This window comes from Amorphus sp. MBR-141 (assembly GCF_053628695.1).
On record NZ_JBRJGW010000012.1, the window covers coordinates 77,839 to 100,871 of the forward strand.

The 23,033-nt window shown below is 68.1% G+C and carries 19 protein-coding genes; 7 read left to right on the forward strand and 12 right to left on the reverse strand.

Features of this window, described 5'->3' with window-relative positions; all coding sequences use genetic code 11:
* Positions 1 to 58 precede the first annotated feature (58 nt).
* Positions 59 to 1,363: a type III glutamate--ammonia ligase gene (glnT, locus tag ACSSVZ_RS16655; protein WP_453971784.1), complete on the forward strand. Its 1,305-nt coding sequence runs from the start codon at positions 59 to 61 to the stop codon at positions 1,361 to 1,363.
* Between the two features lie 37 nt (positions 1,364 to 1,400).
* Here glnT and ACSSVZ_RS16660 read toward each other — a convergent pair whose 3' ends face one another.
* The 9 genes from ACSSVZ_RS16660 to paaG form a co-directional block, all read right to left on the reverse strand.
* Entirely contained in the window at positions 1,401 to 2,645 is a 1,245-nt protein-coding gene (locus tag ACSSVZ_RS16660) for an MFS transporter (protein WP_453971785.1), read from the reverse strand.
* A 160-nt stretch (positions 2,646 to 2,805) separates the two neighbouring features.
* Positions 2,806 to 3,414 carry a helix-turn-helix domain-containing protein gene (locus ACSSVZ_RS16665; protein WP_453971786.1) on the reverse strand — a complete coding sequence of 203 codons (609 nt, stop codon included), beginning with the start codon at positions 3,412 to 3,414 and terminating at the stop codon, positions 2,806 to 2,808.
* A 126-nt stretch (positions 3,415 to 3,540) separates the two neighbouring features.
* Entirely contained in the window at positions 3,541 to 4,734 is a 1,194-nt protein-coding gene (locus ACSSVZ_RS16670) for an NAD-dependent epimerase/dehydratase family protein (protein ID WP_453971787.1), read from the reverse strand.
* Positions 4,735 to 5,013: 279 nt separating this feature from the next.
* Positions 5,014 to 5,796: an ATP12 family chaperone protein gene (locus ACSSVZ_RS16675; RefSeq protein ID WP_453971788.1), complete on the reverse strand. Its 783-nt coding sequence runs from the start codon at positions 5,794 to 5,796 to the stop codon at positions 5,014 to 5,016.
* Positions 5,793 to 6,464 (reverse strand): HAD-IA family hydrolase, encoded by a 672-nt coding sequence (locus ACSSVZ_RS16680; RefSeq protein WP_453971914.1) that lies wholly within the window; start codon positions 6,462 to 6,464, stop codon positions 5,793 to 5,795. Before ACSSVZ_RS16680 ends, ACSSVZ_RS16675 begins: the two co-directional genes overlap by 4 nt.
* Before the next feature lie 180 nt (positions 6,465 to 6,644).
* Positions 6,645 to 7,238, reverse strand: coding sequence for a TetR/AcrR family transcriptional regulator (locus ACSSVZ_RS16685; RefSeq protein WP_453971790.1), 594 nt, complete (start codon positions 7,236 to 7,238; stop codon positions 6,645 to 6,647).
* Positions 7,239 to 7,348: 110 nt separating this feature from the next.
* Positions 7,349 to 8,659, reverse strand: a complete 1,311-nt coding sequence (gene paaK, locus ACSSVZ_RS16690) for a phenylacetate--CoA ligase PaaK (RefSeq protein WP_453971792.1) — start codon at positions 8,657 to 8,659, stop codon at positions 7,349 to 7,351.
* 87 nt (positions 8,660 to 8,746) lie between these two features.
* A complete protein-coding gene (gene paaI / locus ACSSVZ_RS16695; protein WP_453971794.1) occupies positions 8,747 to 9,196 on the reverse strand; it encodes a hydroxyphenylacetyl-CoA thioesterase PaaI in 450 nt (149 codons plus the stop codon).
* Positions 9,197 to 9,207: 11 nt separating this feature from the next.
* Complete coding sequence (paaG, locus tag ACSSVZ_RS16700; RefSeq protein ID WP_453971795.1) at positions 9,208 to 10,005, reverse strand: 2-(1,2-epoxy-1,2-dihydrophenyl)acetyl-CoA isomerase PaaG; 798 nt, start codon at positions 10,003 to 10,005, stop codon at positions 9,208 to 9,210.
* Positions 10,006 to 10,221: 216 nt separating this feature from the next.
* On the opposite strand from paaG, the gene paaN reads away from it, so the two are divergent.
* The 6 genes from paaN (at position 10,222) to ACSSVZ_RS16730 (ending at position 16,571) form a co-directional block, all read left to right on the forward strand.
* A complete protein-coding gene (gene paaN, locus ACSSVZ_RS16705) occupies positions 10,222 to 11,889 on the forward strand; it encodes a phenylacetic acid degradation protein PaaN (protein ID WP_453971797.1) in 1,668 nt (555 codons plus the stop codon).
* An 83-nt stretch (positions 11,890 to 11,972) separates the two neighbouring features.
* Positions 11,973 to 13,136 (forward strand): ABC transporter substrate-binding protein, encoded by a 1,164-nt coding sequence (locus tag ACSSVZ_RS16710; protein WP_453971798.1) that lies wholly within the window; start codon positions 11,973 to 11,975, stop codon positions 13,134 to 13,136.
* Between the two features lie 136 nt (positions 13,137 to 13,272).
* The gene (locus tag ACSSVZ_RS16715) at positions 13,273 to 14,145 is read left to right on the forward strand and encodes a branched-chain amino acid ABC transporter permease (RefSeq protein ID WP_453971799.1); all 873 of its coding nucleotides are present in this window, start codon (positions 13,273 to 13,275) and stop codon (positions 14,143 to 14,145) included.
* 2 nt (positions 14,146 to 14,147) lie between these two features.
* Positions 14,148 to 15,092, forward strand: coding sequence for a branched-chain amino acid ABC transporter permease (locus ACSSVZ_RS16720; RefSeq protein WP_453971801.1), 945 nt, complete (start codon positions 14,148 to 14,150; stop codon positions 15,090 to 15,092).
* Complete coding sequence (locus ACSSVZ_RS16725) at positions 15,089 to 15,877, forward strand: ABC transporter ATP-binding protein (protein WP_453971802.1); 789 nt, start codon at positions 15,089 to 15,091, stop codon at positions 15,875 to 15,877. The genes ACSSVZ_RS16720 and ACSSVZ_RS16725 overlap by 4 nt, the downstream gene beginning before the upstream one ends.
* The gene (locus ACSSVZ_RS16730; RefSeq protein WP_453971804.1) at positions 15,864 to 16,571 is read left to right on the forward strand and encodes an ABC transporter ATP-binding protein; all 708 of its coding nucleotides are present in this window, start codon (positions 15,864 to 15,866) and stop codon (positions 16,569 to 16,571) included. The genes ACSSVZ_RS16725 and ACSSVZ_RS16730 overlap by 14 nt, the downstream gene beginning before the upstream one ends.
* Before the next feature lie 51 nt (positions 16,572 to 16,622).
* Here the strand turns inward: ACSSVZ_RS16730 and ACSSVZ_RS16735 are convergent, their stop codons facing one another.
* From ACSSVZ_RS16735 to ACSSVZ_RS16745, 3 genes are all read right to left on the reverse strand, one after another.
* A complete protein-coding gene (locus tag ACSSVZ_RS16735) occupies positions 16,623 to 18,539 on the reverse strand; it encodes an ABCB family ABC transporter ATP-binding protein/permease (protein ID WP_453971805.1) in 1,917 nt (638 codons plus the stop codon).
* A gap of 217 nt (positions 18,540 to 18,756) precedes the next feature.
* Positions 18,757 to 21,990 carry an efflux RND transporter permease subunit gene (locus tag ACSSVZ_RS16740; protein WP_453971807.1) on the reverse strand — a complete coding sequence of 1,078 codons (3,234 nt, stop codon included), beginning with the start codon at positions 21,988 to 21,990 and terminating at the stop codon, positions 18,757 to 18,759.
* Positions 21,987 to 23,030 (reverse strand): efflux RND transporter periplasmic adaptor subunit, encoded by a 1,044-nt coding sequence (locus tag ACSSVZ_RS16745; RefSeq protein ID WP_453971808.1) that lies wholly within the window; start codon positions 23,028 to 23,030, stop codon positions 21,987 to 21,989. Before ACSSVZ_RS16745 ends, ACSSVZ_RS16740 begins: the two co-directional genes overlap by 4 nt.
* Between the last annotated feature and the right edge of the window lie 3 nt (positions 23,031 to 23,033).

Sequence of the window (23,033 nt, forward strand, 5' to 3'; positions counted from 1 at the left end):
GACCGCCAAGAACCGTGCTCCAGAACACCACCGTCACTTCCAGAAGGGACCCGCTGCCATGAGCGATCTCGCCGACTTCGCCCGCGAGACGGGCGTGAAGTACTTCCTCATCAACTTCACCGATCTCCGCGGCGTGCAGCGCTCCAAGCTGGTGCCGGCAACCGCCATCGGCATGGTGGAGAAGAACGGGGCGGGGTTCGCAGGCTTCGCAACCTATCTCGACATGTCGCCGGCCGACCCGGACATGTTCGCCGTGCCGGACGCCTCCACCGCGATCCAGCTGCCGTGGAACCCGGACGTGGCCTGGGTCGCCAGCGACCTGGTGATGGCCGGCAAGCCGGTCGCCCAGGCGCCGCGCGGGGTGCTGAAGACCCTCATCGCCGCGGCGGCGGAGCAGGGCATGCGGATGAAGGCCGGCATCGAGGCCGAATATCACCTCATCGACGAGAGCGGCCGCAACCTCTCCGATCCGCGCGATGTCGACGCCAAGCCCTGCTACGACCAGTCGGCGATCATGCGCCGCTACGAGGTGGTGTCGGAGATCTGCGACGCGATGATCGCGCTCGGCTGGGGGCCGTACCAGAACGACCACGAGGACGCCAACGGCCAGTTCGAGATGAACTGGGACTTCGCCGACGCGCTGGTGACGGCCGACCGCCATGCCTTCTTCAAGTTCATGGTGAAGTCGATCGCCGAGAAGCACGGCCTGAGGGCGACCTTCATGCCCAAGCCGTTCACCCACCTGACGGGCAACGGCTGCCACTCCCACGTCTCGATCTGGAGCCTCGACGGCAAGACCAACCTGTTCGAGGGCGACGCCCATCCGCTCGGCCTGTCGAGCCTGGCGCTTTCCTTCGTCGGCGGACTGCTCAAGCACGCCGAGGCGATCTGCGCGCTGACCAATCCGACGGTCAACAGCTACAAGCGCATCAACGCGGCGGTGACGGCGTCGGGCGCCACCTGGTCGCCGAATGCGGTCACCTGGACCGGCAACAACCGCACCCATATGGTCCGCATTCCCGATCCCGGCCGGTTCGAGTTCCGGCTCCCCGACGGCGCCGCCAACCCGTATCTGCTGCAGGCGGCGCTGCTGGCGGCGGGACTGGAGGGCGCGGCGACCGACGCCGACCCCGGCGAGCCGCTGCTGGACGTCAACATGTACACCGACGGCGGCTCGGTGGAGGCGCGCCGGCTGCCGCTCTACCTCCTCGACGCGATCCGCGCCTTCGATGCGGACGGGACGCTGAAGGGCCGGCTCGGCGCCGACTTCTCGGCCTCCTACGTGAAGATGAAGATGGCCGAGTGGAACGACTACTCCCGCCACCTGACCGACTGGGAGCGCGGCGCGACGCTGGACTGCTGAGGCGCTTGGCGGCCGGACAGCCCTTGGCGGGAACGTCTCAGTCCCGGCTGTCCAGGTGCTGGATGCGGCGCAGGTCCGGGAAGGCCTTCGCCCAGATGGCGGCGATCGCCATCGTTCCCACCCCGCCGACGGCCACCGCCGCAACGGTTCCGATCAGCGCGGCCATGACGCCGGCGCGGAATTCGCCGAGCTCGTTGGAGGCGCCGACGAACACCATGTTGACGGCGTTCACCCGTCCGCGGACGTCGTCCGGCGTCCACAGCTGGATCAGCGTCTCGCGGACGAACACGCTCACCATGTCGAGGGCGCCCATCATCGCGAGCGCCACGATCGACACCCAGACCGTCTTGGAAAGCCCGAACACCACGGCGAACGCGCCGAACCCGAAGACGCAGATGAACATCATCATGCCGGCATGGGTGCGGATCGGGCGCATGGCCAGGAACACGGCGATGCACACCGCGCCGACGCCCGGGGCCGAGCGCAGCAGGCCCAGCCCCCACGGCCCGAGATCGAGGATGTCGCGGGCATAGACCGGCAGCAGCGCCGTCGCGCCGCCCAGCAGAACGGCGAAGAGATCGAGCGAGATCGCGCCCAGCACCACCTTCTCGCGGCGGATGTAGCTGAGACCGGCGACCACCTCCGACCAGCTGACAGGAGTCTTCACGGTCTTCTGGTCCGGTTGGCGGATCATCAGCACGAGGCAGGTCGCGGCCAGGAACATGGCGGCCGCCGTACCGTAGGCGGCAAGCGGTCCGACGCCGTAGAGCAGGCCGCCGGCGACCGGCCCGACGATGGCGGCCACCTGCCAGGCGGATGAATTCCAGGCGATGGCGTTGGCGAGGTCGGACTGCGGGATCAGGTTGACGACCAGCGAGCTCTGGGCCGGATTGAAGAAGGCGCGGGCACTGCCGAACACCAAGAGCGCAGCGAAGACCGGCAGGACGCTGCCGGCGCCGCGCAGGGTGTAGACGATCAGGAAGATCGCGCAGACGGCCTCGGTGGCGGCGGCGATCGCCATGATCGAGCGCCGCTTGTAGCGATCGGCCGCGGCGCCGGTGACGAACACCAGCAGCAGCGCCGGGAGGAACTGCAGCAGTCCGACGAAGCCGAGGTCGAGCGGATTGCGGGTGATGTCGTAGACCTGCCAGCCCACCGACACGCTGACCACCTGCACGGCGAAGGTCGAGCTGAACCGCGCCGCCCAGTAGAGGGCGAAGCTGCGATGGCGGAAGGCCGCGAACCGGGAGGCCGGTCTGGCGCTGGCGTCAGGTGGGAACATTGTCGGTTCGCTCGGCGATGCGGAGACGGTCTCCGCATCCTACGCATGGGGAGGACACCGCGCCGAAACGACGGACGGTGGGGGCTTGGGCTCAAGCGGATGCTGCCGCCTTGTAGGCAATCTGGAGCCGACCCGCAAAGCCATGTTGGCGGGTGGCCGCTCAACCGTCTCCGGGTGACGCGATGATCGACAGGTAGCGCGCCTCGGCCGTCAGGAGCTCGGCCGGGCCGTGGGGGGCGATCGCATCGAAGAACAGCGAGTCGCCCGCCACCAGCTGGAAGGACCGGTCGCCGTGCCGGTAGGTGACCTCGCCCTCCAGCATGTAGATGAACTCCACCCCTTCATGCTGGAACTCGGTGAACATCGCCGACCGTTCGGTGAGCGTGATCAGGTAGGGCTCGACCGACACGCTCGAGCGGATCATGTGGCCGAGCAGCTGGTAGGTGTGACCGGCCCGGGTGCCGCGCCGGTCGATCTCCAGCCCGCGGCCGGCCGGCACGTAGGAGACGTCGCGGCTTTCCTCGAAGGAGCGGAAGAACGCCGACAGCGGAAGGTTGAGCGCGCTGGCGAGCGTCGTCAGCGTCGACAGCGACGGGGAGATCTGCCCGTTCTCGATCTTCGAGACCATGCCCGGCGACAGGCCCGTCGCCTGGGCGAGGTCCGCGAGCGTCATCTGCAGCCGACGCCGCTGGCGGCGGACTTCGCGACCGATATAGCGTTCGATGGATCGGGGCTCCCGATCCGGCTGACGATCGTCGACGGAGTCCATGACGCGGTGAGATCGCTCCTGACGCGGAATGCGCCCGCTCAGCCGATGCGAGGAACGGGCGCCAGGTGTCTGAGATCGAAAGTCAATTCCGCAACGGACCGGACCGTGCCGAACGTCGCTTCGGGCTCAGACGGCCTTCGGATAGACGACGGGCTCCTTGCGGCGCCAGCTCGATACGCACGGGATCTTCGTCCGGTCGCAGCGGTCCGCATAGGTCCGCGCGATGTCGGTGACCTCCGCCATCAGGCCCTTCTCCAGGGTGATCGGCGACAGCCCCATGCCGAGAAAGCGGTCGTTGGTGACGTGGAGGTCGTTCTCCTCGGCCTCGTTGCGCGGATTGGGAACGAACTCGACGGGGACGTCGGTCATCTCCGAGATCATCTCGGCCAGCTTCCGGATCCGGTGGGTCTCGGTCATCTGGTTGAGGATGTTGACGCGCTCGCCGGCCTGGGGCGGGTTGTCGATCGCCAGCTCGATGCACTTGCAGGTGTCGCGGATGTGGATGAAGGCGCGGGTCTGTCCGCCGGTGCCGTGCACCGTCAGCGGGTAGCCGATCGCGGCCTGCATGAGGAACCGGTTGAGCACGGTGCCGTAGTCGCCGTCGTAGTCGAAGCGGTTGATCAGCCGTTCGTCCATCGAGGTTTCGTCGGTCTGCGTCCCCCAGACGATGCCCTGATGCAGGTCGGTGATCTTCACCCCGTCGTTCTTGTTGTAATAGTGGAAGAACAGCTGATCCTGGGTCTTGGTCATGTGGTAGACCGAGCCGGGATTGGCCGGATAGAGGATCTCGTGATCGATCAGGTCGTTGCCGGTGTCGATCTTGATCTGCAGATAGCCTTCCGGGATCTTCATGCCGGCGGTGCCGTAGCCGTAGACGCCCATGGTGCCGAGATGGACCAGGTGCACGTCCAGGCCGGATTCCACGATGGCGCAGAGCACGTCGTGGGTGGCGCAGAGATTGTTGCGCACCGTGTAGCGCTTGTGGTGCGGCGACTTCATGGAATAGGGCGCGGCGCGCTGCTCGGCGAAGTGGATGACCACGTCGGGCTTTTCGGTCTGCAGCAGGGTCAGCAGCCGGTGGTAGTGCTCTCCGACGGAAAACGATTCGTGGCGGATGCTCTTGCCGGTGAGTTCCTTCCAGACGCGCAGCCGCTCGCCCAGCGGCCGGATCGGCGTCAGCGATTCGACCTCGAGCTCGACGTCGATCTTTCGGCGGGAGAGGTTGTCGACGATGACCACGTCGTGGCCCCGGTTCGACAGATAAAGGCTGGTCGGCCAACCACAGAAACCATCGCCACCAAGGACCAGGACCTTTGCCATAATGCGTGCACCCGCTTGCCTCTGCCCCGTCCCGATCGACATGGCGGCCGATGGTGACGAGGCGCTCTCATCTGTGATGCCGGGATCGGCGTGCACCCTGCGGGCGCTGACGACGGTTCCCGGGTTCGGCCGGTCGCAACCCGCCGCTTCGAGCGCTTCCCGACCAGGCGAACGCTCCTGACGGACACGAAACGGCTCCGAGCACACCAACCGAGTGGGTTGATTTTGCTAAGTGGCTTAGCGCATCCGTCTAATCGACGCCAGCCGTTGACGCGCCGATCATGCCGGGCCGGCCGGCCCCGTCCGCGACAGCAGCAAAGCCGCCGTCCGCATCTCGATTTCGCGGCGTTCGCGGCGGCGCATCGCCTCCGCGTCGGCACCCCAGAGGGAGATGTTCCAGTCCTCGTCGACGTGGGCCGCCGCCCACGCCTCGTCGACGGTCAGCATGCCGTCCTGCACCGCCAGGGCGATCAGGACCGAGCCCGTCAGCGTGGTCATCGAATGCAGGGCGGCGAGGGCGAGCGGATCGTGCGCCGGCAGGCGGTCGCGGACGGCGGCGAGCGTCGTCTCGGGCTGGGCGACCGGCATGACGCCTTCGGCCAGCACGAAGCGGGTGCCGAGCGTCGTCTCCGCCCACGCGAGGATCGGATCCCAGGCCTCCGTCTGGCGGGCGACGAGGCCGTCGGGCATGCCGGCGCGGTAGCAGAGCAGGTCCGTCCCGGCGAAGGCGGCGATGTCGGCGGCGACCGCATCCGGCATGTCCGCCACGCCGTCGATGGCGGAGTTGAGGAGGCGGGTCATCGGCATGTGCGCCGGGTTGATCTCGGTCTGCTGGGCGTCCCATTCGGCCGCGACCACAGCGGCGACGTCGGCGTCCGCCACGGCCAGCGGCCGCCGCTTCGGCGTGCGCACCGGCCGGCCGTCGAGGACGATCTCGAAGCCGCTCTCCACGGCGCGTGTTCCGACGCTCTGGTAGAAGCGCTTCGGGAGTTCCGGCCGCATCATCTTGCGGGCGAGCCCGACGGGATCGTTGGCGGCGGGCGGGGTCTGGTCGGCGGTCATCGAGCCGTCCTTTCGCTGAGAAGCTCCGCGACCGCGCCGGGCACGTCCGCGAAGCTGTCGATGATGCGGTCGGCGCCGGCGGGCACGAGCGTCTCGACCGGATGATAGCCCCACGAGACCCCGAGCGCCGAGACGCCCGCCGATTTCGCCATCTGCATGTCGAAGGTGGTGTCGCCGATCATCACGGTGGCAGCCGGGTCCGCGCCGGTCTCCGTCAGGGCGCGGAAGATCATGCCCGGGTGGGGCTTGGAGGGGGCGTCGTCGGCGGTCTGAAGGGTGGCGAAGTGGCGGTCCAGGCCGAACCGCTCGATGATCGCGTCAACGCCGCGCCGCGACTTGCCGGTCACCATGCCGAGCAGCGTGTCGTCGCGGGCGGCGAGGTCATCGAGCACGCGCGCGACGTCCGGGTAGAGCGGCTCGTGGTGGGCGGCGTCGGACCGCAGGTCGCGGAAGGATGCCTTGTAGGCCTCGACGACGAGGGGCACGGAGCCGACGAAGTCCGGGCCGACCAGCTGCCCGATCGCCTGGGGCAGCGACAGCCCGACGATGCCGAGAATGGCCGCGCGCGGCGGCGGCACCAGACCTTCCGCCCGGAACGCGTGCTCCATGGCGGCGACGATGATGTGCTGGCTGTCGACGAGGGTGCCGTCGCAGTCGAGCAGCACCAGCCGGAGTTCGTCCGAGGGACGGGTCGGGGAAGCCTGCCTGACGGGGAGGCGGGGATCGGTTGTCGACGTCACGATGTGTCCTGTCCCTGCCGCATGCACGGGAGTGCGCTCGCGGCCGCGGGCGTTATGTGGAGGTCGGCCTGCTGCCGGTGAAGGGATAGACCCGCGCGGTGTCCGGGATCAATCCAGGGCGCGGCTGCCGGCGACGACGATGCGCGCGGCGATCGCGGCATAGTCTTCCCGGCTGACCGGGCCGGACGGCCTGAACCACAGATAGTGCCAGTTCAGCATGCCGAACAGGGACATGGTGACCGGCTTCAGGAGCCGCGGGTTGGCGCCGAGGTCGGGGTTGGCCTCCGCCAGCGCCTCGGCGAACACGTCGACCAGGTCGCGCTCCATCCGCTTGAGGATGTCCTGCTTGTCGGCGGGCAGGCGGCTGAGGTTGTTGATCTGCACCTTGTGCTCGGCGTCGGCGTCCCGGTAGGCCTCGAGGATCACCGTGCAGAGCCGCACCAGCCTGTCCTCCGGGTCCGGCCCCGCGTCGACCTCGCGGACCGCCGCGACGAGCTCCTCCAGATGGGCCTCGATCACGTCGAAGAGCAGCTGCTCCTTGTTGGTGTAGTAGTGATAGAGGAGCGCCTTGGAGACACCGCACGCGAGCGCGATCTGGCTCATCGACGCGCCGTCGAAGCCGGTGTCGGCGAAGGCGCGCGCCGACGCCGAGAGGATCGCATTGCGTTTGTCGTCGTAATCGACAGCACGCGGCCGCGCCATGTCACCGTTCCTTCACCCGCCGCCGCGCAGCTGCGGCAGCCGTCGCACGACACTCGCTGCCGCATCCATGACCAGACCGTCCGGGCACCCGGACGCGTCCGGATCGCGCTCTAGTCCTTCGGCCGGCGGTCGACGACGCGCCTGGCCTTGCCCATCGACCGTTCGAGGCCGCCGGGATCGGCCACCACGATGCGCGTCGACACGCCGATATTGTTCTTGATGTGGGCCCGGAGTTCGGCCGCGTGGGAGGTGCGGCTGGTCTCGTCCGCGAGACCCTGGCGGGCCTCGACATGGACGGTCAGCTCGTCCATGCGACCCTCCCGGGTTACCTCAATGAGGTAGTGCGGAGCAAGGCCGGCGCAGCGCAGCAGCTGTTCCTCGACCTGGGTCGGGAACACGTTGACGCCGCGGATGATCAGCATGTCGTCCGAGCGGCCGGTGATCTTCTCCATCCGCCGCATCGAGCGCGCCGTGCCCGGCAGCAGCCGGGTCAGGTCGCGGGTGCGGTAGCGGATGATCGGCAGGGCTTCCTTGGTGAGCGAGGTGAAGACGAGTTCGCCGACCTCGCCGTCGGCCACCGGCATGCCGGTCTCGGTGTTGATGACCTCCGGGTAGAAGTGATCCTCCCAGATGTGCAGGCCGTCCTTGGTCTCCACGCACTCGTTGGCGACGCCCGGCCCCATCACTTCCGACAGCCCGTAGATGTCGACCGCGTGGATGTCGAACGCCGTCTCGATCTCCTGGCGGACGGAGTTCGTCCACGGCTCCGCACCGAAGATGCCGACCTTCAGCGACGAGGTCGCCGGATCGATGCCGCGACTGCGGAACTCGTCGAGGATCGCCAGCATGTAGGACGGCGTGACCATGATGATTTCGGGCTGGAAGTCCTGGATCAGCTGGACCTGGCGCTCGGTCATGCCGCCGGAAATCGGCACCACGGTGCAGCCGAGCTTTTCCGCGCCGTAGTGGGCGCCGAGGCCGCCGGTGAACAGGCCGTAGCCGTAGGAAATGTGGCAGATCATGCCCGGCCGGCCGCCCGACGCGCGGATGGAGCGCGCCATCACGGTCGCCCAGGTGTCGATGTCGCGCTTGGTGTAGCCGACCACCGTCGGTTTGCCGGTGGTGCCGGAGGAGGCGTGGATGCGCGCGACCTGTTCGCGCGGCACGGCGAACATGCCGAAGGGATAGTTGTCGCGCAGGTCCTGCTTCGCGGTGAAGGGGAACTTCGCGAGGTCTTCCAGCGACGTGAGGTCGTCCGGATGGACGCCGGCGGCATCGAAGGCGCGCCGATAGTGCGGCACGTTCTCGTAGGCGTGGGCGAGCGACCACTTCAGCCGCTCAAGCTGCAGCGCCGAGATCTCGTCGCGCGAGGCGATTTCGATCGGGTCGAGCGTGCTGCGGTCCGGACTCAGATCCAGCATGGCATTTCCTCCAACTGGCCGGGGCGGGGAAGGGACGTCGGCTGTCCCTTGCCCAGCGTCACCGGCTCGAAACGCTGTCGCATGCGGCTATTGGGCTGCCGCTGGTGCGTCCGTCCCGTCCAGCAGCCGGCCCGCGATGGTGCGCGACTGGCCGCGGAACTCCGCGACCGTGGTGCCGGTCTGGTCGGTGACGGTGATGTCGTAGATGCCCGAGCGCCCCTCGCGCCAGCGCTCCGCCGCCGTCGCCGTCAGCCGGTCGCCGAGCCTGACCGGTTTCAGGAAGCTGATGGCGCAGGACTGGGCGACGGTGCGCTGGTCGTAGGTGTTGCAGGAGAAGGCGAAGGCCGAATCTGCCAGAAGGAACATGAAGCCGCCGTGGCAGATGGCGTGGCCGTTCACCATGTCCTCGCGGATCGTCATGGTCAGCACCGCCTTGCCGGGCTCGACGGAGACGATCTCCATGCCGAGCCCCTGCGAGGCCTTGTCCTCGGCCCACATGGCGTCGGCGCAGGCGCGGGCCGTTTCCTGAGCGTCCATGATGTCCGCCCTCAGCCCTGGCGACCGGTGAAGGCCGGCGGCCGCTTTTCCATGAAGGCGCGCACGCCTTCGGCGTAGTCCGGATGCCTGCCGGCGGTGCGCTGGAAGTCGCGCTCCAGGTCCAACTGGGCATCGAGGTCGTTGGTCTCGGAGGCGTCGAGGATGCGCTTCTGCAGCGCCAGACCGTCGGTCGGCGCCTTGGCGAAGCTCTCGGCCATGCGGACGGCCTCGTCCATCAGCGCATCGTCATCGACCGCCTTCCAGATCAGTCCCCAGGCTTCGGCCTTTTCCGCCGGGATGGGTTCGGCCAGCAGGCACATGCCGCGGGCGCGCGCCGCGCCGACCAGCCGGGGCAGCACCCAGGTGCCGCCGGAGTCCGGCACGAGGCCGAGTTTGGCGAAGGCCTGGATGAACTTCGCCGAGCGGCCCGCAAGCACGATGTCGCAGTTGAGGGCGATGTTGGCGCCGGCGCCCGCCGCCGTGCCGTTGACGGCAGCGATGATCGGGAAGGGCAGGGCGTGCAGCTTGCGGATCAGCGGGTTGTAGTAGGTCTCGATCGTGTGGCCGAGATCGGGGGCCTGTCCGCCCTCCGGCCGCACCCGGTCGGACAGGTCCTGGCCGGCGCAGAAGCCGCGGCCGGCACCCGTCAGCACGACGGCGCGGCACGACCGGTCGGCCTCGGCCTCGTCGAGGGCGGCGGCAAGCGCCTTGTGCATCGCTTCGTTGAAGGAATTGAGCTTGTCGGGCCGGTTCAGCGTGATCAGCCGGTAGCCCTCGCGCACCTCGGAAAGAACCGGGGTCTCGTCCATGGCGTGTCTCCCAAAACAAAGGTCGGTCATCGGAGGGCCGGACATAGCATGCCGATCTCCGTGCCGCTTCTTCGTCCGAAAATCAGGGCTTGACTGACCGGACGGTTAATCAATTAGTATGAGCCAAAAGAAGGGCTGTCAACGCGATCGACATCGAGACGCGGCGGCCCTCCACACCGGCGGCGGCAAGCCCCCGGGGACGCATGGGAGAGACGCATGTCCGAGCTGTTCGACCGCCATCGCGAGACCCTCCAGCATGCCGTCGAGGCGGCGCGGACGCGCGGCTACTGGACGCCCTATCCCGAGATGCCGTCCGGCAAGATCTACGGCGAGACCGCCAAGGCGGACGGCGAGGCGGCCTTCCAGGCGCTGCTGAACGCGCCGTTCGAGATCGACCAGCCGACGACCGGCAGCCAGCTCGGCAAGGAAGAGAGCCCGTACGGCTTCGCGCTCGGCACCACGTACCCTGCGACCGATCCGGTCGCCCTCGTCGCCGCGGCCAAGGCCGCCGGCAAGGCGTGGGGCGCTGACTCGGTGGAGACCCGCGTCGGCATCTGCCTGGAGGTCCTGGACCGGATCAACAAGCAGTCGTTCCTGATGGCCAACGCCGTCATGCACACCTCCGGCCAGGCCTTCATGATGGCCTTCCAGGCCGGTGGCCCGCACGCCCAGGACCGCGGCCTGGAGGCCGTCGCCTACGCCTACGACGAGATGAGCCGCATTCCGGGCGCGGTGCGCTGGGAGAAGCCCCAGGGCAAGCAGCCGCCGGCGGTGCTCGACAAGACGTTCAAGGTCGTCCCGCGCGGCGTCGCGCTGGTGATCGGCTGCGCGACGTTCCCGAATTGGAATTCCTATTCGGCCTATTTCGCCGATCTGGCCACCGGCAACGCCGTGGTGGTCAAGCCGCACCCGATGGCGATCCTGCCGCTGGCGCTGACCGTGCGGATCACCCGCGAGGTGCTGGCCGAGCAGGGCTTCGATCCGAACGTCGTCGTGCTCGCCGCCGACGAACCCGAGACGCCGATCGCCCAGTCGCTGGTCAGCCATCCGGACATCGCGATCATCGACTTCACCGGCTCGCGCGCCTTCGGCGAATGGATCCGGTCGAACGCCGCCGGCAAGCAGGTGTTCACCGAGGAGGCGGGCGTCAATTCGGTGGTCGCGCTGTCGACGGACTCGTTCCGTGGCCTGTGCGGCAACCTCGCCTTCTCGCTGTCGCTCTATTCCGGCCAGATGTGCACCGCGCCGCAGAACATCTTCGTGCCGCGCGAGGGCATCGAGACCGACGAGGGCCACAAGAGCCCCGACGACGTTTCCAAGGGCATTGCCACGGCGCTCGACAAGCTTCTCGGCGATCCCGATCGGGCGCTGGGCATCCTGGGCGCGGTCCAGAACCCGGACACCATCGACCGCATCGACCACGCCCGCGCGCTCGGCAAGGTCGCGCACGAGTCGGCCCCGGTGACCGGCGGCGCCATCCCGGAAGGCGCCCGCACCGCCACGCCGCTGCTGGTGCAGATCGATGCGGCCGACGAGGCCGCCTATCTGGAGGAGCGCTTCGGCCCGATCGCGTTCGTGGTTGTCGCCGACGACGCCGAGGACGCAATCTACCGGGCTGCTGCATCGGCCAGGTCGAAGGGGGCGATCACCGCCTCGATCTATTCGACCGACGAAAGCCAGATCGCGCTTGCCGCCGATGCCTTTGCCGAGGCCGGGGCACCGCTGTCGGTGAACCTCACCGGCCAGATCCTCGTCAACCAGTCGGCCGCGTTTTCCGACTACCACGTGACGGGGGCGAACCCGGCCGGCACCGCGTGCCTGACCGATGCCGCCTTCGTCGCCAACCGGTTCCGCGTCGCCACGGTCCGCCGACAGGGGGCCTAGATCCCGCCGAAGGTGACGGGATCGAAGAGCGCCGGGAAGAGTGCTCGACCAGCCTGACCAAGAAAATCGAACGGGAGGAACACATGACCAGACTTCAACGCTTTGCGCGCCTTGCTACGGCGTCCGCCGCCGTGCTGGCGCTTGGACTGTCGGCCGCCTCGGCCGCCGATCCGATCAAGATCGGCTCCGTGCTGGCGGTGACCGGCCCGGCGTCCTTCCTCGGCGATCCCGAGGACAAGACCCTCAAGATGTACGTGGAGAAGATCAACGATGCCGGCGGCGTGCTCGGCCGCCCGCTGGAGCTGATCGTCTACGACTCCGGCGGTGACGCCAACAAGGCGCGCACCTTCGCCACCCGCCTGATCGAGGACGACGAGGTCGTCGCGATCGTCGGCGGCGCGACCACCGGCACCACGATGGCCATGGTCCCGCTGGTCGAGGACGCGGAAATCCCGTTCATCTCGCTGGGCGGCGCGGTGGTCATCATCGATCCGGTGAAGAAGTACGTCTTCAAGACGCCGCACACCGACCGCATGGCGTGCCAGAAGATCTTCGAGGACATGAAGGCCAACGGCTACACCAAGATCGGCATGATCTCGGGCACCGGCGGCTTCGGCAAGTCGATGCGCGAGCAGTGCCTCGACGTGATCGGCGAGTACGGCATCGAGGTGGTCGCCGAGGAGACCTACGGTCCGGCCGACGCCGACATGACGCCGCAGCTCACCAAGATCAAGAACACCGAGGGCGTCCAGGCGGTGGTCAACCCGGGCTTCGGCCAGGGCCCGGCGATCGTCACGCGCAACTACCGCCAGCTCGGCATCGACGTGCCGCTCTACCAGAGCCACGGCGTCGCCTCGAAGAGCTTCATCGAGCTCGCCGGTGACGCCGCCAACGGCGTCCGCCTGCCGGCTGCGGCCCTGCTCGTCGCCGACAAGCTCGACGACGGCGACCCGCAGAAGAAGATCGTCGTCGACTACAAGACCATGTACGAGGACAAGACCGGCGAGGACGTGTCGACCTTCGGTGGCCACGCCTATGACGGCCTGATGATCCTGGTCAACGCGATCGAGAAGGCCGGGTCCACCGATCCGAACGCCATCCGCGACGCGATCGAGGGCACCACGGGCTTCATCGGCACCGGCGGCGAGGTCAACATGACCCCGGAAGACCACCTCGGTCTCGACGTGTCGGCCTTCAAGATGCTGGAGATCAAGGACGGCGACTGGACCATCGTCGAAGCCAAGTGATCTCGTAACACCAGACCTCAAGCGCCGCCGGTCGGGCCATGCCCGTCCGGCGGTGTTGAAGGTTGCAAATGTGCCCCTCCCGCGGGCGACAGGCGACGCCACGTTCGCCGGGTCGACGTGACACCTGGGCGGACCGATGTCGGAATTCCTGCAGTTTGCATTCTCGGGCCTGACGGTCGGCGCGGTCTACGCGCTGGTCGCCATCGGCTTCACGCTCATTTACAACGCCTCCGGCGTCGTGAACTTCGCCCAGGGCGAGTTCGTGATGATCGGCGGCATGGCGACCGTCTTCATCGCGGCCGCCGGCATTCCGCTGCCGCTCGCGGCCGCCTGCGCCATCGTCGTGGCCATCGTGGTTGGCCTGCTGCTGCACCGGCTGGCCATCGAGCCGGCCCGGGGGGCGGATGCCGTCACGCTGATCATCATCACCATCGGCGCCTCGATCTTCCTGCGCTCGGGCGCCAGCATCGTCTTCGACAAGCAGTTCCACACGCTGCCGCCGTTCACCGGCGATGCACCCATCGTGGTCGGTGGCGCGGCGATCCTGCCCCAGAGCCTCTGGGTGCTGGGCGGCGGCGTCGTCATCGTGACGCTGTTGTGGGCGTTCCTGACCCACACCATTCTCGGCAAGGCGATCCTGGCGACAGCGGCGAACCGGCTGGCGGCGCGCCTGGTCGGCATCAACGCGAGCTACGTGGTCGGGCTATCGTTCGCCGTATCGGCGGCCATCGGCGCGATCGCCGGCATCCTCGTCTCGCCGATCACGCTGACGCGCTACGACGTCGGCACGCTGCTGGCGCTCAAGGGCTTCGCCGCGGCGATGGTCGGCGGCATGGGCAGCCCCATCGGCGCCATCGTCGGCGGCCTGCTGATCGGCCTGCTGGAGGCCTTCGGCGCCGGCTACATCTCGTCCGACTACAAGGACGCCATCGCCTTCATCGTCATCCTCGGCGTGCTGTTCTTCATGCCCACCGGCCTGTTCGGCCGCCCCAGCGTGGAGCGGGTGTGACGATGGCGCGCGTCTTCTCCCATCCCCTGATCACCCCGCTGCTGATCGCGCTCATCGTGCTGGCGTGCGGATTCGGGCTCGGATCGAGCTTCTATCTCCGCGTCGCCGCGCTGGTGTGGATCTCGGCGCTCGCCGCGATCGGGCTGAACCTCTTGATGGGCTTTGCCGGCCAGGTGAGCCTCGGCCATGCCGGCTTCTTCGGGATCGGCGCCTATGCGGTCGCCGTCGGCCCGAACGTGCTGCCGGTGTCGCCGCTGGCAGCCCTTGCTCTGGGCGTGGTCCTGGCGGCGCTGATCGCCTATCTCGTCGGTCGCCCGATCCTGCGGCTGAAGGGTCACTATCTGGCCGTCGGCACGCTGGGGTTCGGCATCCTCGTCTACATGGTGCTGTCCAACGAATCGGGCCTCACCGGGGGGCCGGACGGCATGACGGTGGCGCGGCCGGAACTGTTCGGCATCCGGCTCAAGGGCGTCGACACCTGGTACTGGATCAGCGGCGCGGTGCTGGTGCTCGGCGCCTGGATCGCCGGCAACCTGGTGCGCTCGCCCACCGGCCGGGCGCTCCGCGCGCTGCACGATTCGGAGGTGGCCGCGCGGGTCGTCGGCATCGACGTCGCCCGCTACAAGCTGGTGGCGTTCGTGGTGTCGGCCGTCTACACGGCGCTCGCCGGCGCGATGCTGGCGCTGTTCAACGGCTTCATCACGCCGGACGTCGCCGGCTTCATGCATTCCATCGAGTTCGTGGTGATGGTGGTGCTCGGCGGCATGGGCTCGATCTTCGGCTCGCTGGTCGGCGCGGCGATCCTAGTGGCGCTGCCCCAGGCGCTGTCGGCCTTCCAGGAATACGAGCACCTGGTGCTGGGCCTGATCCTCATGGTGTTCATGATCTTCCTGCGCAAAGGCATCGTGCCCAGCCTGGTCGCCCTTTTCGGCGGGAGGGGCCGATGAGCGCGCTTTCGGTCCGCGACATCGGCATTTCGTTCGGCGGCGTGAAGGCCGTCGACACCGTCTCGTTCGACGTGGAGGAGGGCTCGATCTTCTCCATCATCGGCCCCAACGGGGCGGGCAAGACGACGCTGTTCAACCTGATCTCCGGGGTCTACGTGCCGATGACCGGCAGCGTGTCGCTGTTCGGCGAGGACGTGACGTCGGTGGTGCCGGAAGGCCTGGTCGCCCGCGGCCTGTCGCGGACCTTCCAGAACCTGCAGATCTTCTTCCGCATGACGGTGGCGGAGAACGTCATGGTCGGCCGGCACCTGAAGGAGGCGCGGGGCATTCTCCCGCATCTGCTGGCGCTGCCGTCGGTCGTCCGCCAAAACCGCGACAGCCGCGCCGAGGCGATCCGCCTGCTCGACCGCATCGGCCTGGCCGGCCGCGCCGACGACCTGGCGGCGAACCTTCCCTACGGCGAGCTCAAGCGCCTGGAGATCGCCCGGGCGCTGGCCACCCAGCCGAAGGTGCTGTTGCTCGACGAGCCGGCCGCCGGCTGCAATCCGCGCGAGACCGAGGACATCGAGCGCCTGATCGAGGCCATCGCGGCCGACGGGGTCACGGTGGTGCTGGTGGAGCACGACATGAAGCTGGTCATGCGCATCTCCAACCGGCTGCACGTGCTGGACTACGGCCGCACGCTGACCGAGGGCAACGCGGAGGAGGTTCGCTCCAACCCGGACGTCATCCGCGCCTATCTCGGCACCCATGGCGCAGAGGAGGCCGCGCGTGCTCAGCGTTGAGGGCCTGACATCGGGCTACGGCCGCATCGAGGCGCTGCACGGCGTCTCGGTGCAGGTCAACGCCGGCGAGATCGTCTCCCTCGTCGGCGGAAACGGCGCCGGCAAGACGACGCTCCTGCGCGCCGTCTCCGGCGTCCAGCCGGTGACCGGCGGACGCGTCCTGTTCGAGGGCACCGACATCACGCGGATGTCGCCGCACCGGCGCGTCGAGCTCGGCATCGCCCAGGTGCCCGAGGGACGGCAGATCTTCAGCCCGCTGTCGGTGGAGGACAATCTCCGGCTCGGCGCCTATCGCCAGAAGCACGGCGCGGCGGAGGTCTCCAGGGATCTCGAGCGCATCCACGCCATGTTCCCGATCCTCGCAGAGCGCCGCCGCAACGCCGCAGGCGGCCTGTCCGGCGGCCAGCAGCAGATGCTGGCGATCGGCCGGGCGCTGATGGGGCGGCCGCGTCTGCTGCTCCTCGACGAGCCGTCGATGGGGCTCGCCCCGATCCTCGTCGACCAGATCCTCCAGGCGATCGTCGACCTCCGCAAGGACGGCGTCACGGTGTTTCTGGTGGAGCAGAACGCGTTCGCGGCGCTCTCCATCGCCGACCGCGGCTACGTCATCGAGACCGGCACGATCGCCAAGGAAGGCACCGGCCAGTCGCTGATCGCCGACCCCGCGGTGCGCGAGGCCTATCTCGGCGTCTGACTTGGGTCGGGGAAGGGGCCGCGACCGCGCGCGGTTCGTTCGAGCCTCGCGCTACCGCGAGCTCGACAGGACTTCCTCGGCCGTCGGCTCGATGGAGCCGTCGTCGTCCGCGGCCGTTTCATCGACACCGCGTGGCGCGGCCGGCGGCAGGAGATCGTCGTCCCATTCGCCTTCCTCGCGCTGGCGGTTCCACATCTGGGCGTAGATGCCGCCGCGCTCGATGAGCTCCAGGTGGGTGCCGCGCTCGACGATGCGCCCCTGGTCGAGCACCAGGATCTCGTCGGCCCGCACGACGGTCGACAGGCGGTGGGCAATGACCAGGGTCGTGCGGTTTTCCGAGACGCGGTCGAGGGCCGTCTGGATGTCCTGTTCGGTGCGGCTGTCGAGCGCCGACGTTGCCTCGTCGAGGATCAGCACCGGTGGGCCTTTCAGGATCGTGCGGGCGATGGCGACGCGCTGCTTCTCGCCACCCGACAGCTTCAGCCCGCGCTCGCCGACCTCCGTCTTGTAGCCCTTCGGCAGCGTCTCGATGAACGGGCCGATCTGCGCCATGTCGGCGGCGGCGTGGACCTCTTCCTCGCTCGCGTCGTTGCGCCCGTAGCGGATGTTGTAGGCAATCGTGTCGTTGAACAGCACCGTGTCCTGGGGAACGATGCCGATCGCGGCCCGCACCGACTTCTGGGTGACGGAGCGGACGTCCTGGCCGTCGATGGTCACGCGGCCGCCGGTCACGTCGTAGAAGCGGTAGAGCAGCCGCGAGATGGTCGACTTGCCGGCACCGGACGGGCCGACCAGCGCCACCGTATGGCCGGGCGGCACCTCGAAGGAGATGCCCTTCAGGATCTCCCGGTCGGGATCGTAGTGGAACAGCACGTCCTCGAAGCGGATGGCGCCGTCGGTGACGACGAGGTCCGGCGCGCCGTCGGCGTCGCGGATCTCCGGCTCCACGTCGAGCACCTTGAACATCGCCTCGATGTCGGCCAGCGCCTGCTTGATCTCCCGGTAGACGAAGCCGATGAAGTTCAGCGGGATGGACAGCTGGATCAGCAGCGCGTTGATCATCACGAAGTCGCCGATGGTCTGGGTTCCGGCCATCACGGCGCGCGCCGACATCACCATGCAGACGGTCATGCCGATGGCGAAGATGACGGTCTGGCCGAGGTTCAGCCAGGCCAGCGACGTCCAGATCCGGATCGCCGAGCTCTCGTAGCGCTCCATCGACTGGTCGAAGCGGTTGGTCTCCATGACCTCGTTGTTGAAGTACTTCACCGTCTCGAAGTTGAGCAGCGAGTCGATCGCCTTTGAGTTCGCCTCGGTGTCGGAATCGTTCATCTCCCGGCGGATCTTGATGCGCCAGTCGGAGGCAATCAGCGTGAAGGCGATGTAGGCGGCAACCGTCAGGGCGATCACCAGCAGGTACCAGAGGTCGAACTGGTAGGTGACGACGGCGGCGACCAGCGCGAACTCCAGCACCGTCGGCAGCGAGTTCAGGATGGTGAACCGGACGATCGTCTCGATGCCCTTGGTGCCGCGTTCGATGACCCGCGACAGGCCGCCGGTGCGGCGCTGCAGGTGGAAGCGCAGCGACAGCTCGTGCAGATGGACGAAGGTCCGGCGCGCCATCCAGCGCACGGCGTGCTGGCCGACCCGGGCGAACAGCGCGTCGCGGATCTGGTTGAAGGTCATCGCCAGCACCCGGGCGACGCCGTAGGCGATCACCAGCAGGATCGGCACCGCGAGGAAGCCGGGCACGCCGGCGCCGCCTTCGGACTGCGGCGCGGTCAGCGCGTCGGTCACCCATTTGTAGGTGTAGGGCGTCAGCACGGTGATGACCTTGCCCAGCACCAGAGCGAGGACGGCGACCACGACGCGCTGCTTGAGGTCGGGACGATCCGCCGGCCACATGTAGGGCCACAAGGCCCGGATGGCGCGGAAGGTCTGGCCACGGTCGGCCGTGACGCGGCTCATATTGTCTTTGTTCGCTGCCATGCGCTCGCGCTGCAGAACGAGGAAGGGCCCGGGCACGCTGGTGCGCGCTGCCGGGCCATCGACCGTTATCGGGGCGGGGCTGAAAGCGCATTCCGCCATGGTCGGCGGGGATGCGTGTGAAGCCGTTCTAAACAAGGATATACGGTGCGCGCCCGCCGCATCAAGGAAGCCCCGGCGGCGAATGCGCCGCCGGGGGTCATTCCGCGGGCGTCGGGTAGGGCGGTTCCGCGTGCGCAGCCGGCTTCGGGCGGCGGCGGATCCGGCCCCACAGCGACCCGGCCTTGCGCCGCCAGACGCTCGGCGCGGCCAGCGCCACCGGGACCACCACGAGGGTCAGCAGCGTCGAGAAGCCAAGCCCGAAGATGATGGCGGTGGACAGCTGCACCCACCACATCGAGGTGATGCCGCCGATGGCAACCGTCCGGCTGAAGAAGTCGAGATTGATCTCCGTTGCCATCGGGATCAGCCCGGCGATGGTGGTGATCGTCGTCAGCATGATCGGCCGCAGCCGCTGCGCCGCCGTCTTGAGCACGGCGATGAGCGGATCGTCGACGTCCTCGCGCATGCGGTTGTAGGTGTCGATCAGCACGATCGCGTTGTTCACCACGATGCCGGCCAGCGCGACGACGCCGGTGCCTGTCATGATGATCGAGAACTTCTGCCCGGTGAGCGTCATCCCGATCAGCACGCCGATCACCGACAGCACCACCGTCGAGAGGGTGATCGCCGTCTGGTAGAACGAGTTGTACTGGGTCACCAGGATGATGAACATCAGGAACAGCGAGCCGAGCATCGCCTTCATCAGGAAGGCGCCGGATTCCTGCTGGTCCTCGTCGGCGCCCCGGAACGTGAACGAAACGCCGCTCGGCCAGTCCTGGCTGTCGAGCCAGCCCTGCAGTTCGGCGATCTTCTGGTTCAGGTCGTAGCCCTCGGCCTCGATCACGTCGGCCTTGACCGACATGGCGTAGAGCCCGTCCTTGCGGGTGATGGACGACACCCGCTGGGCCGGGTTCACCTTCACGAAGTTGGCGATCGGCACCATGCCGCTGGCGGTCTTCATGCGCAGGCTCTCGAACTGGTCGAGGGTGCGCTGGTCCTCCGGGAAGCGGACGCGGATGTCGATCTCGTCGTCGGAATCGTTAGGCCGGTAGTTGCCGATGAGGACGCCGGTGGTGACCAGCTGGACCATCGAGCCCACCGAGGCGATCGCGGCGTTGTAGCGGCCTGCCTCCTCGCGATCGATGTCGAGCTGCCATTCGATGCCGGGCAGGGGACGGTCGTCCTCCAGGTCGCGCAGGCCCGCGACGGTCTCCACGTGGGCCCGCACGCGGCCGACCATCTCCTTGACCTTGTCGTAGTCGTTGCCGGCGATCTGGAGCTGGATGTCCTTGCCGGTCGGCGGGCCGCCCTCGATCTTGCGGACCTCGGTCTTGATGCCGGGGATCTGCGCGGTGCGGTTGCGGATCTCCTCGAAGATTTCGGCCGCGCTGCGGCGGCAGCAGAAATCGCCGAGGTCGAGCTGCAATTCGCCGATCACGTCGGCGGGCTTGTCGTTGACGCCGTCGATCTTGAAGCCTTCGCCGCTCGATCCACCGCTCGGGTGGGCGTTCATCACGAGGTTTTCGACGCCGTCGGTCGCCAGTACCTCGCGCTCGACCTGGGCGACGAGCGCCCGCGCCTCGGCGGCGGACATGTTGCCGCGCGCCGACACCAGCACCACGGCGACGTCCGGTTCCTCGTCGACGAAGAACTCCACGCCGGTGGCGTGCTGGGCGAAGGTGACGATGACGAACGCGCTGACGCCGACCACCGCGCCGAGCGTCACCAGGTTGCCGACGACGGTTCCGGCAAGCCAGTGGAGCGCGCGCACATACATGCCGGTCAAACCCGGAATGGAATCCGGGTCCAGGCTTTCGGAGGCGGATAACCGCTTGGCCGCCTCCTGCTCGGCCGGCGAGGCCTGGCCGCGGCCGAAGATGCCGCCGGCCACCGGCAGGAAGATCATCGCGGTCACCAGCGCCGCCGACAGGACGATGATGACCATGATCGGCAGGTAGCTCATGAACTCGCCGGCGACGCCGGGCCAGAGCAGCATGGGCAGGAAGGCGGCGAGCGTCGTCGCGGTCGACGAGGTGATCGGCCAGAACATCAGCCGCGCGGCGCGGATGTAGGCCTCCTTGCGCGGCATGCCCTCGACGATCTTGCGATCGGCGTACTCGACGATGACGATGGCGCCGTCGACCAGCATGCCGACCGTCAGCACGAGCCCGAACATGACCATCATGTTCACGGTCATGCCGATGGTCGAGAGGATCAGGAACCCGAGCAGGAACGTCGTCGGGATGGCCAGGCCCACGAGCAGCGCCGAGCGCACGCCGAGGGCCGCCACCACCACGATCATCACCAGGCAGATGGCGGTGATGATGGAGGATTCCAGCGAGCCGAGGACCTCGAAGATGAAGCTCGACTGGTCCAGCAGGTAGTCGACGCGGATCGAGGACGGCCACTCGGCGATCTCGCGATCGACCACGTCGCGGACGGCCTGGTTGTTGTCGATGATGTTCGTGCCGAGGCGCTTCACCACCTCGATGGCGATCGCCGGCTTGCCGTTGACGCGGGTGTAGCTGGACGGATCCTTGAAGGTCCGGCGGATGTCGGCGATGTCCTCGAGCGTGACGACGCCCTCGGCGTTCTGCTTGATGGGCAGCGAGAAGACGTCCTCGCGGTTCTCCAGCAGGCCCGGCACCTTTACCTGGAAGCGGCCCTGGCCGGTGTCGATGAAGCCGGCGGGCACCAGCTGATTGTTGCTGCTCAGCGCGGTGAGGAGCTCGTCCTGGGTCACGCCGTAGGATTCGAGCGCCGTGCGGTCGATGATGACCTCGAGAAGCTCTTCCCGGTGGCCCGAAAGGTTGGCCTCGCGGACGCTCGGGATCGCCTCGATGTCATCCTTCAGCTGGCGGGCGAGGCGATAGAGCGTGCGTTCCGGCACGTCGCCGGACAGCGCCACCGTGATGGTCGGCACCAGCGAGAAGTTCGTCTCGTGGATGATCGGCTCTTCGGCCTGAGTGGGCAGGTCGGCCTTGGCCTGGTCGACCTTGTCGCGGATGTCGGCGAGCGCCTTGTCCTTGTCGAAGTCGGCCTCGAACTCCAGCACGATGCCGGCGTGGCCCTCCGAGGCGATGGCGGTGAGTTCCTTCAGCCCGTCCAGGCTGCGGAGATCCGTCTCCATCGGCCGCACCAGCAGACGCTCGGCGTCCTCCGGCGAGATGCCCTGCTGGACGATCGACACGTAGAAGACCGGGACGTCGATGTCCGGGTTGGCCTCCTTCGGGATCGACACGTAGGCCAGAATCCCGGCGGCGACGCTGACGATCATGATCGTCAGCACCGTGCGCGTGCGCCGGATGATGCTTTCGAGGGCGTCGATCACGAGGGGACTCCGGGCGTGGCTTCGACCGGCGTGACGACTTCCCCGTCGACGACGTAGTCCTGACCCACGGTGATGACCGTCACCGTGTCGGGCAGGCCCGTGACCCAGACGCCGTCCGGGCCCTGGTCGACGATGGTGACCGGGTGGAACGCGACGGTCCCGTCATCGGCGATCGTGCGCACGCCGACGGCGCCGCTGTCGGCAAGGGTCAGGACCGCGGGCGACAGCCGGTGCACGCTGATGGCGGTGAGCGGAATTTCGGCAAGGGCGGTGACGCCGTCGCGCAGCAGGCCGTCCGGGTTCGGAACCTCGATCTCGACGGTGAACGTGCGGGTGTCGGGGTCGGCCGCCCGGGAGATGAAGGCGATCCGCCCCTCGACATTCTCGCCGGTGACGAGGGAAACGCTGGCCTTCATGCCGGACTGGAGCTTGCCGATGTCGCGTTCGGAAACCTGGCCGGTCACGGTGATCGGGTCGACGTCGATGATCGTCACACAGATGTCGCCGATGGCGAGCATGCCGCCGATGTTGGTCATCGGGTCCTCGACCGTGCCGGTCACGGGCGCGGTGATGGTCGTCCGGTCGAGCTCGAGCTGCGCTTCGGCGACGGTCGCCGTCGCCGCGTCCAGCTCGGCCTTGGTGGCAGCCACACGGGTTGCGGATTCGAACTGGCGCTCGCGGAGCTTCGTCGCGGCATCGAAGTTGAGCTGCGCCTTGGCCGCTTCCGCCTGCGCCTTCAGCAGCTGCGCCTGGCGGGCGCCGCGGTCGAGCCGGCAGAGGACGTCGCCGGCCGACACCTCGTCGCCGGCCGAGACGAGCCGTTCGGCCACCCGCCCGTTGGTCTCGGCGCGAACGGCGACGCGGGCCTCGGCCTCGGTCCGGCCGCGGATCTTCAGGGAGGTCCGGCGGTCCTCGGCAGTCAGCGTGCTGACCTGGACGCGGAAGGGCTCGGCCTCCTTCTCGGCCGTCCGCTCGGCCGGCGGCGGAACCGCGTTGGGGGAATCAGCCTGGCCGCCGACCACCACGTCGCCGGTGCTCATCCA

Bases quoted from the DNA above. Each gene is read 5' to 3' on its own strand.
- glnT (WP_453971784.1), top strand. From the start codon at position 59: ATGAGCGATCTCGCCGACTTCGCCCGCGAGACGGGCGTGAAGTACTTC.
- ACSSVZ_RS16660 (WP_453971785.1), bottom strand. From the start codon at position 2,645: ATGTTCCCACCTGACGCCAGCGCCAGACCGGCCTCCCGGTTCGCGGCC.
- ACSSVZ_RS16665 (WP_453971786.1), bottom strand. From the start codon at position 3,414: ATGGACTCCGTCGACGATCGTCAGCCGGATCGGGAGCCCCGATCCATC.
- ACSSVZ_RS16670 (WP_453971787.1), bottom strand. From the start codon at position 4,734: ATGGCAAAGGTCCTGGTCCTTGGTGGCGATGGTTTCTGTGGTTGGCCG.
- ACSSVZ_RS16675 (WP_453971788.1), bottom strand. From the start codon at position 5,796: ATGACCGCCGACCAGACCCCGCCCGCCGCCAACGATCCCGTCGGGCTC.
- ACSSVZ_RS16685 (WP_453971790.1), bottom strand. From the start codon at position 7,238: ATGGCGCGGCCGCGTGCTGTCGATTACGACGACAAACGCAATGCGATC.
- paaK (WP_453971792.1), bottom strand. From the start codon at position 8,659: ATGCTGGATCTGAGTCCGGACCGCAGCACGCTCGACCCGATCGAAATC.
- paaI (WP_453971794.1), bottom strand. From the start codon at position 9,196: ATGGACGCTCAGGAAACGGCCCGCGCCTGCGCCGACGCCATGTGGGCC.
- paaG (WP_453971795.1), bottom strand. From the start codon at position 10,005: ATGGACGAGACCCCGGTTCTTTCCGAGGTGCGCGAGGGCTACCGGCTG.
- paaN (WP_453971797.1), top strand. From the start codon at position 10,222: ATGTCCGAGCTGTTCGACCGCCATCGCGAGACCCTCCAGCATGCCGTC.
- ACSSVZ_RS16710 (WP_453971798.1), top strand. From the start codon at position 11,973: ATGACCAGACTTCAACGCTTTGCGCGCCTTGCTACGGCGTCCGCCGCC.
- ACSSVZ_RS16715 (WP_453971799.1), top strand. From the start codon at position 13,273: ATGTCGGAATTCCTGCAGTTTGCATTCTCGGGCCTGACGGTCGGCGCG.
- ACSSVZ_RS16720 (WP_453971801.1), top strand. From the start codon at position 14,148: ATGGCGCGCGTCTTCTCCCATCCCCTGATCACCCCGCTGCTGATCGCG.
- ACSSVZ_RS16725 (WP_453971802.1), top strand. From the start codon at position 15,089: ATGAGCGCGCTTTCGGTCCGCGACATCGGCATTTCGTTCGGCGGCGTG.
- ACSSVZ_RS16735 (WP_453971805.1), bottom strand. From the start codon at position 18,539: ATGAGCCGCGTCACGGCCGACCGTGGCCAGACCTTCCGCGCCATCCGG.
- ACSSVZ_RS16745 (WP_453971808.1), bottom strand. From the start codon at position 23,030: ATGAGCACCGGCGACGTGGTGGTCGGCGGCCAGGCTGATTCCCCCAAC.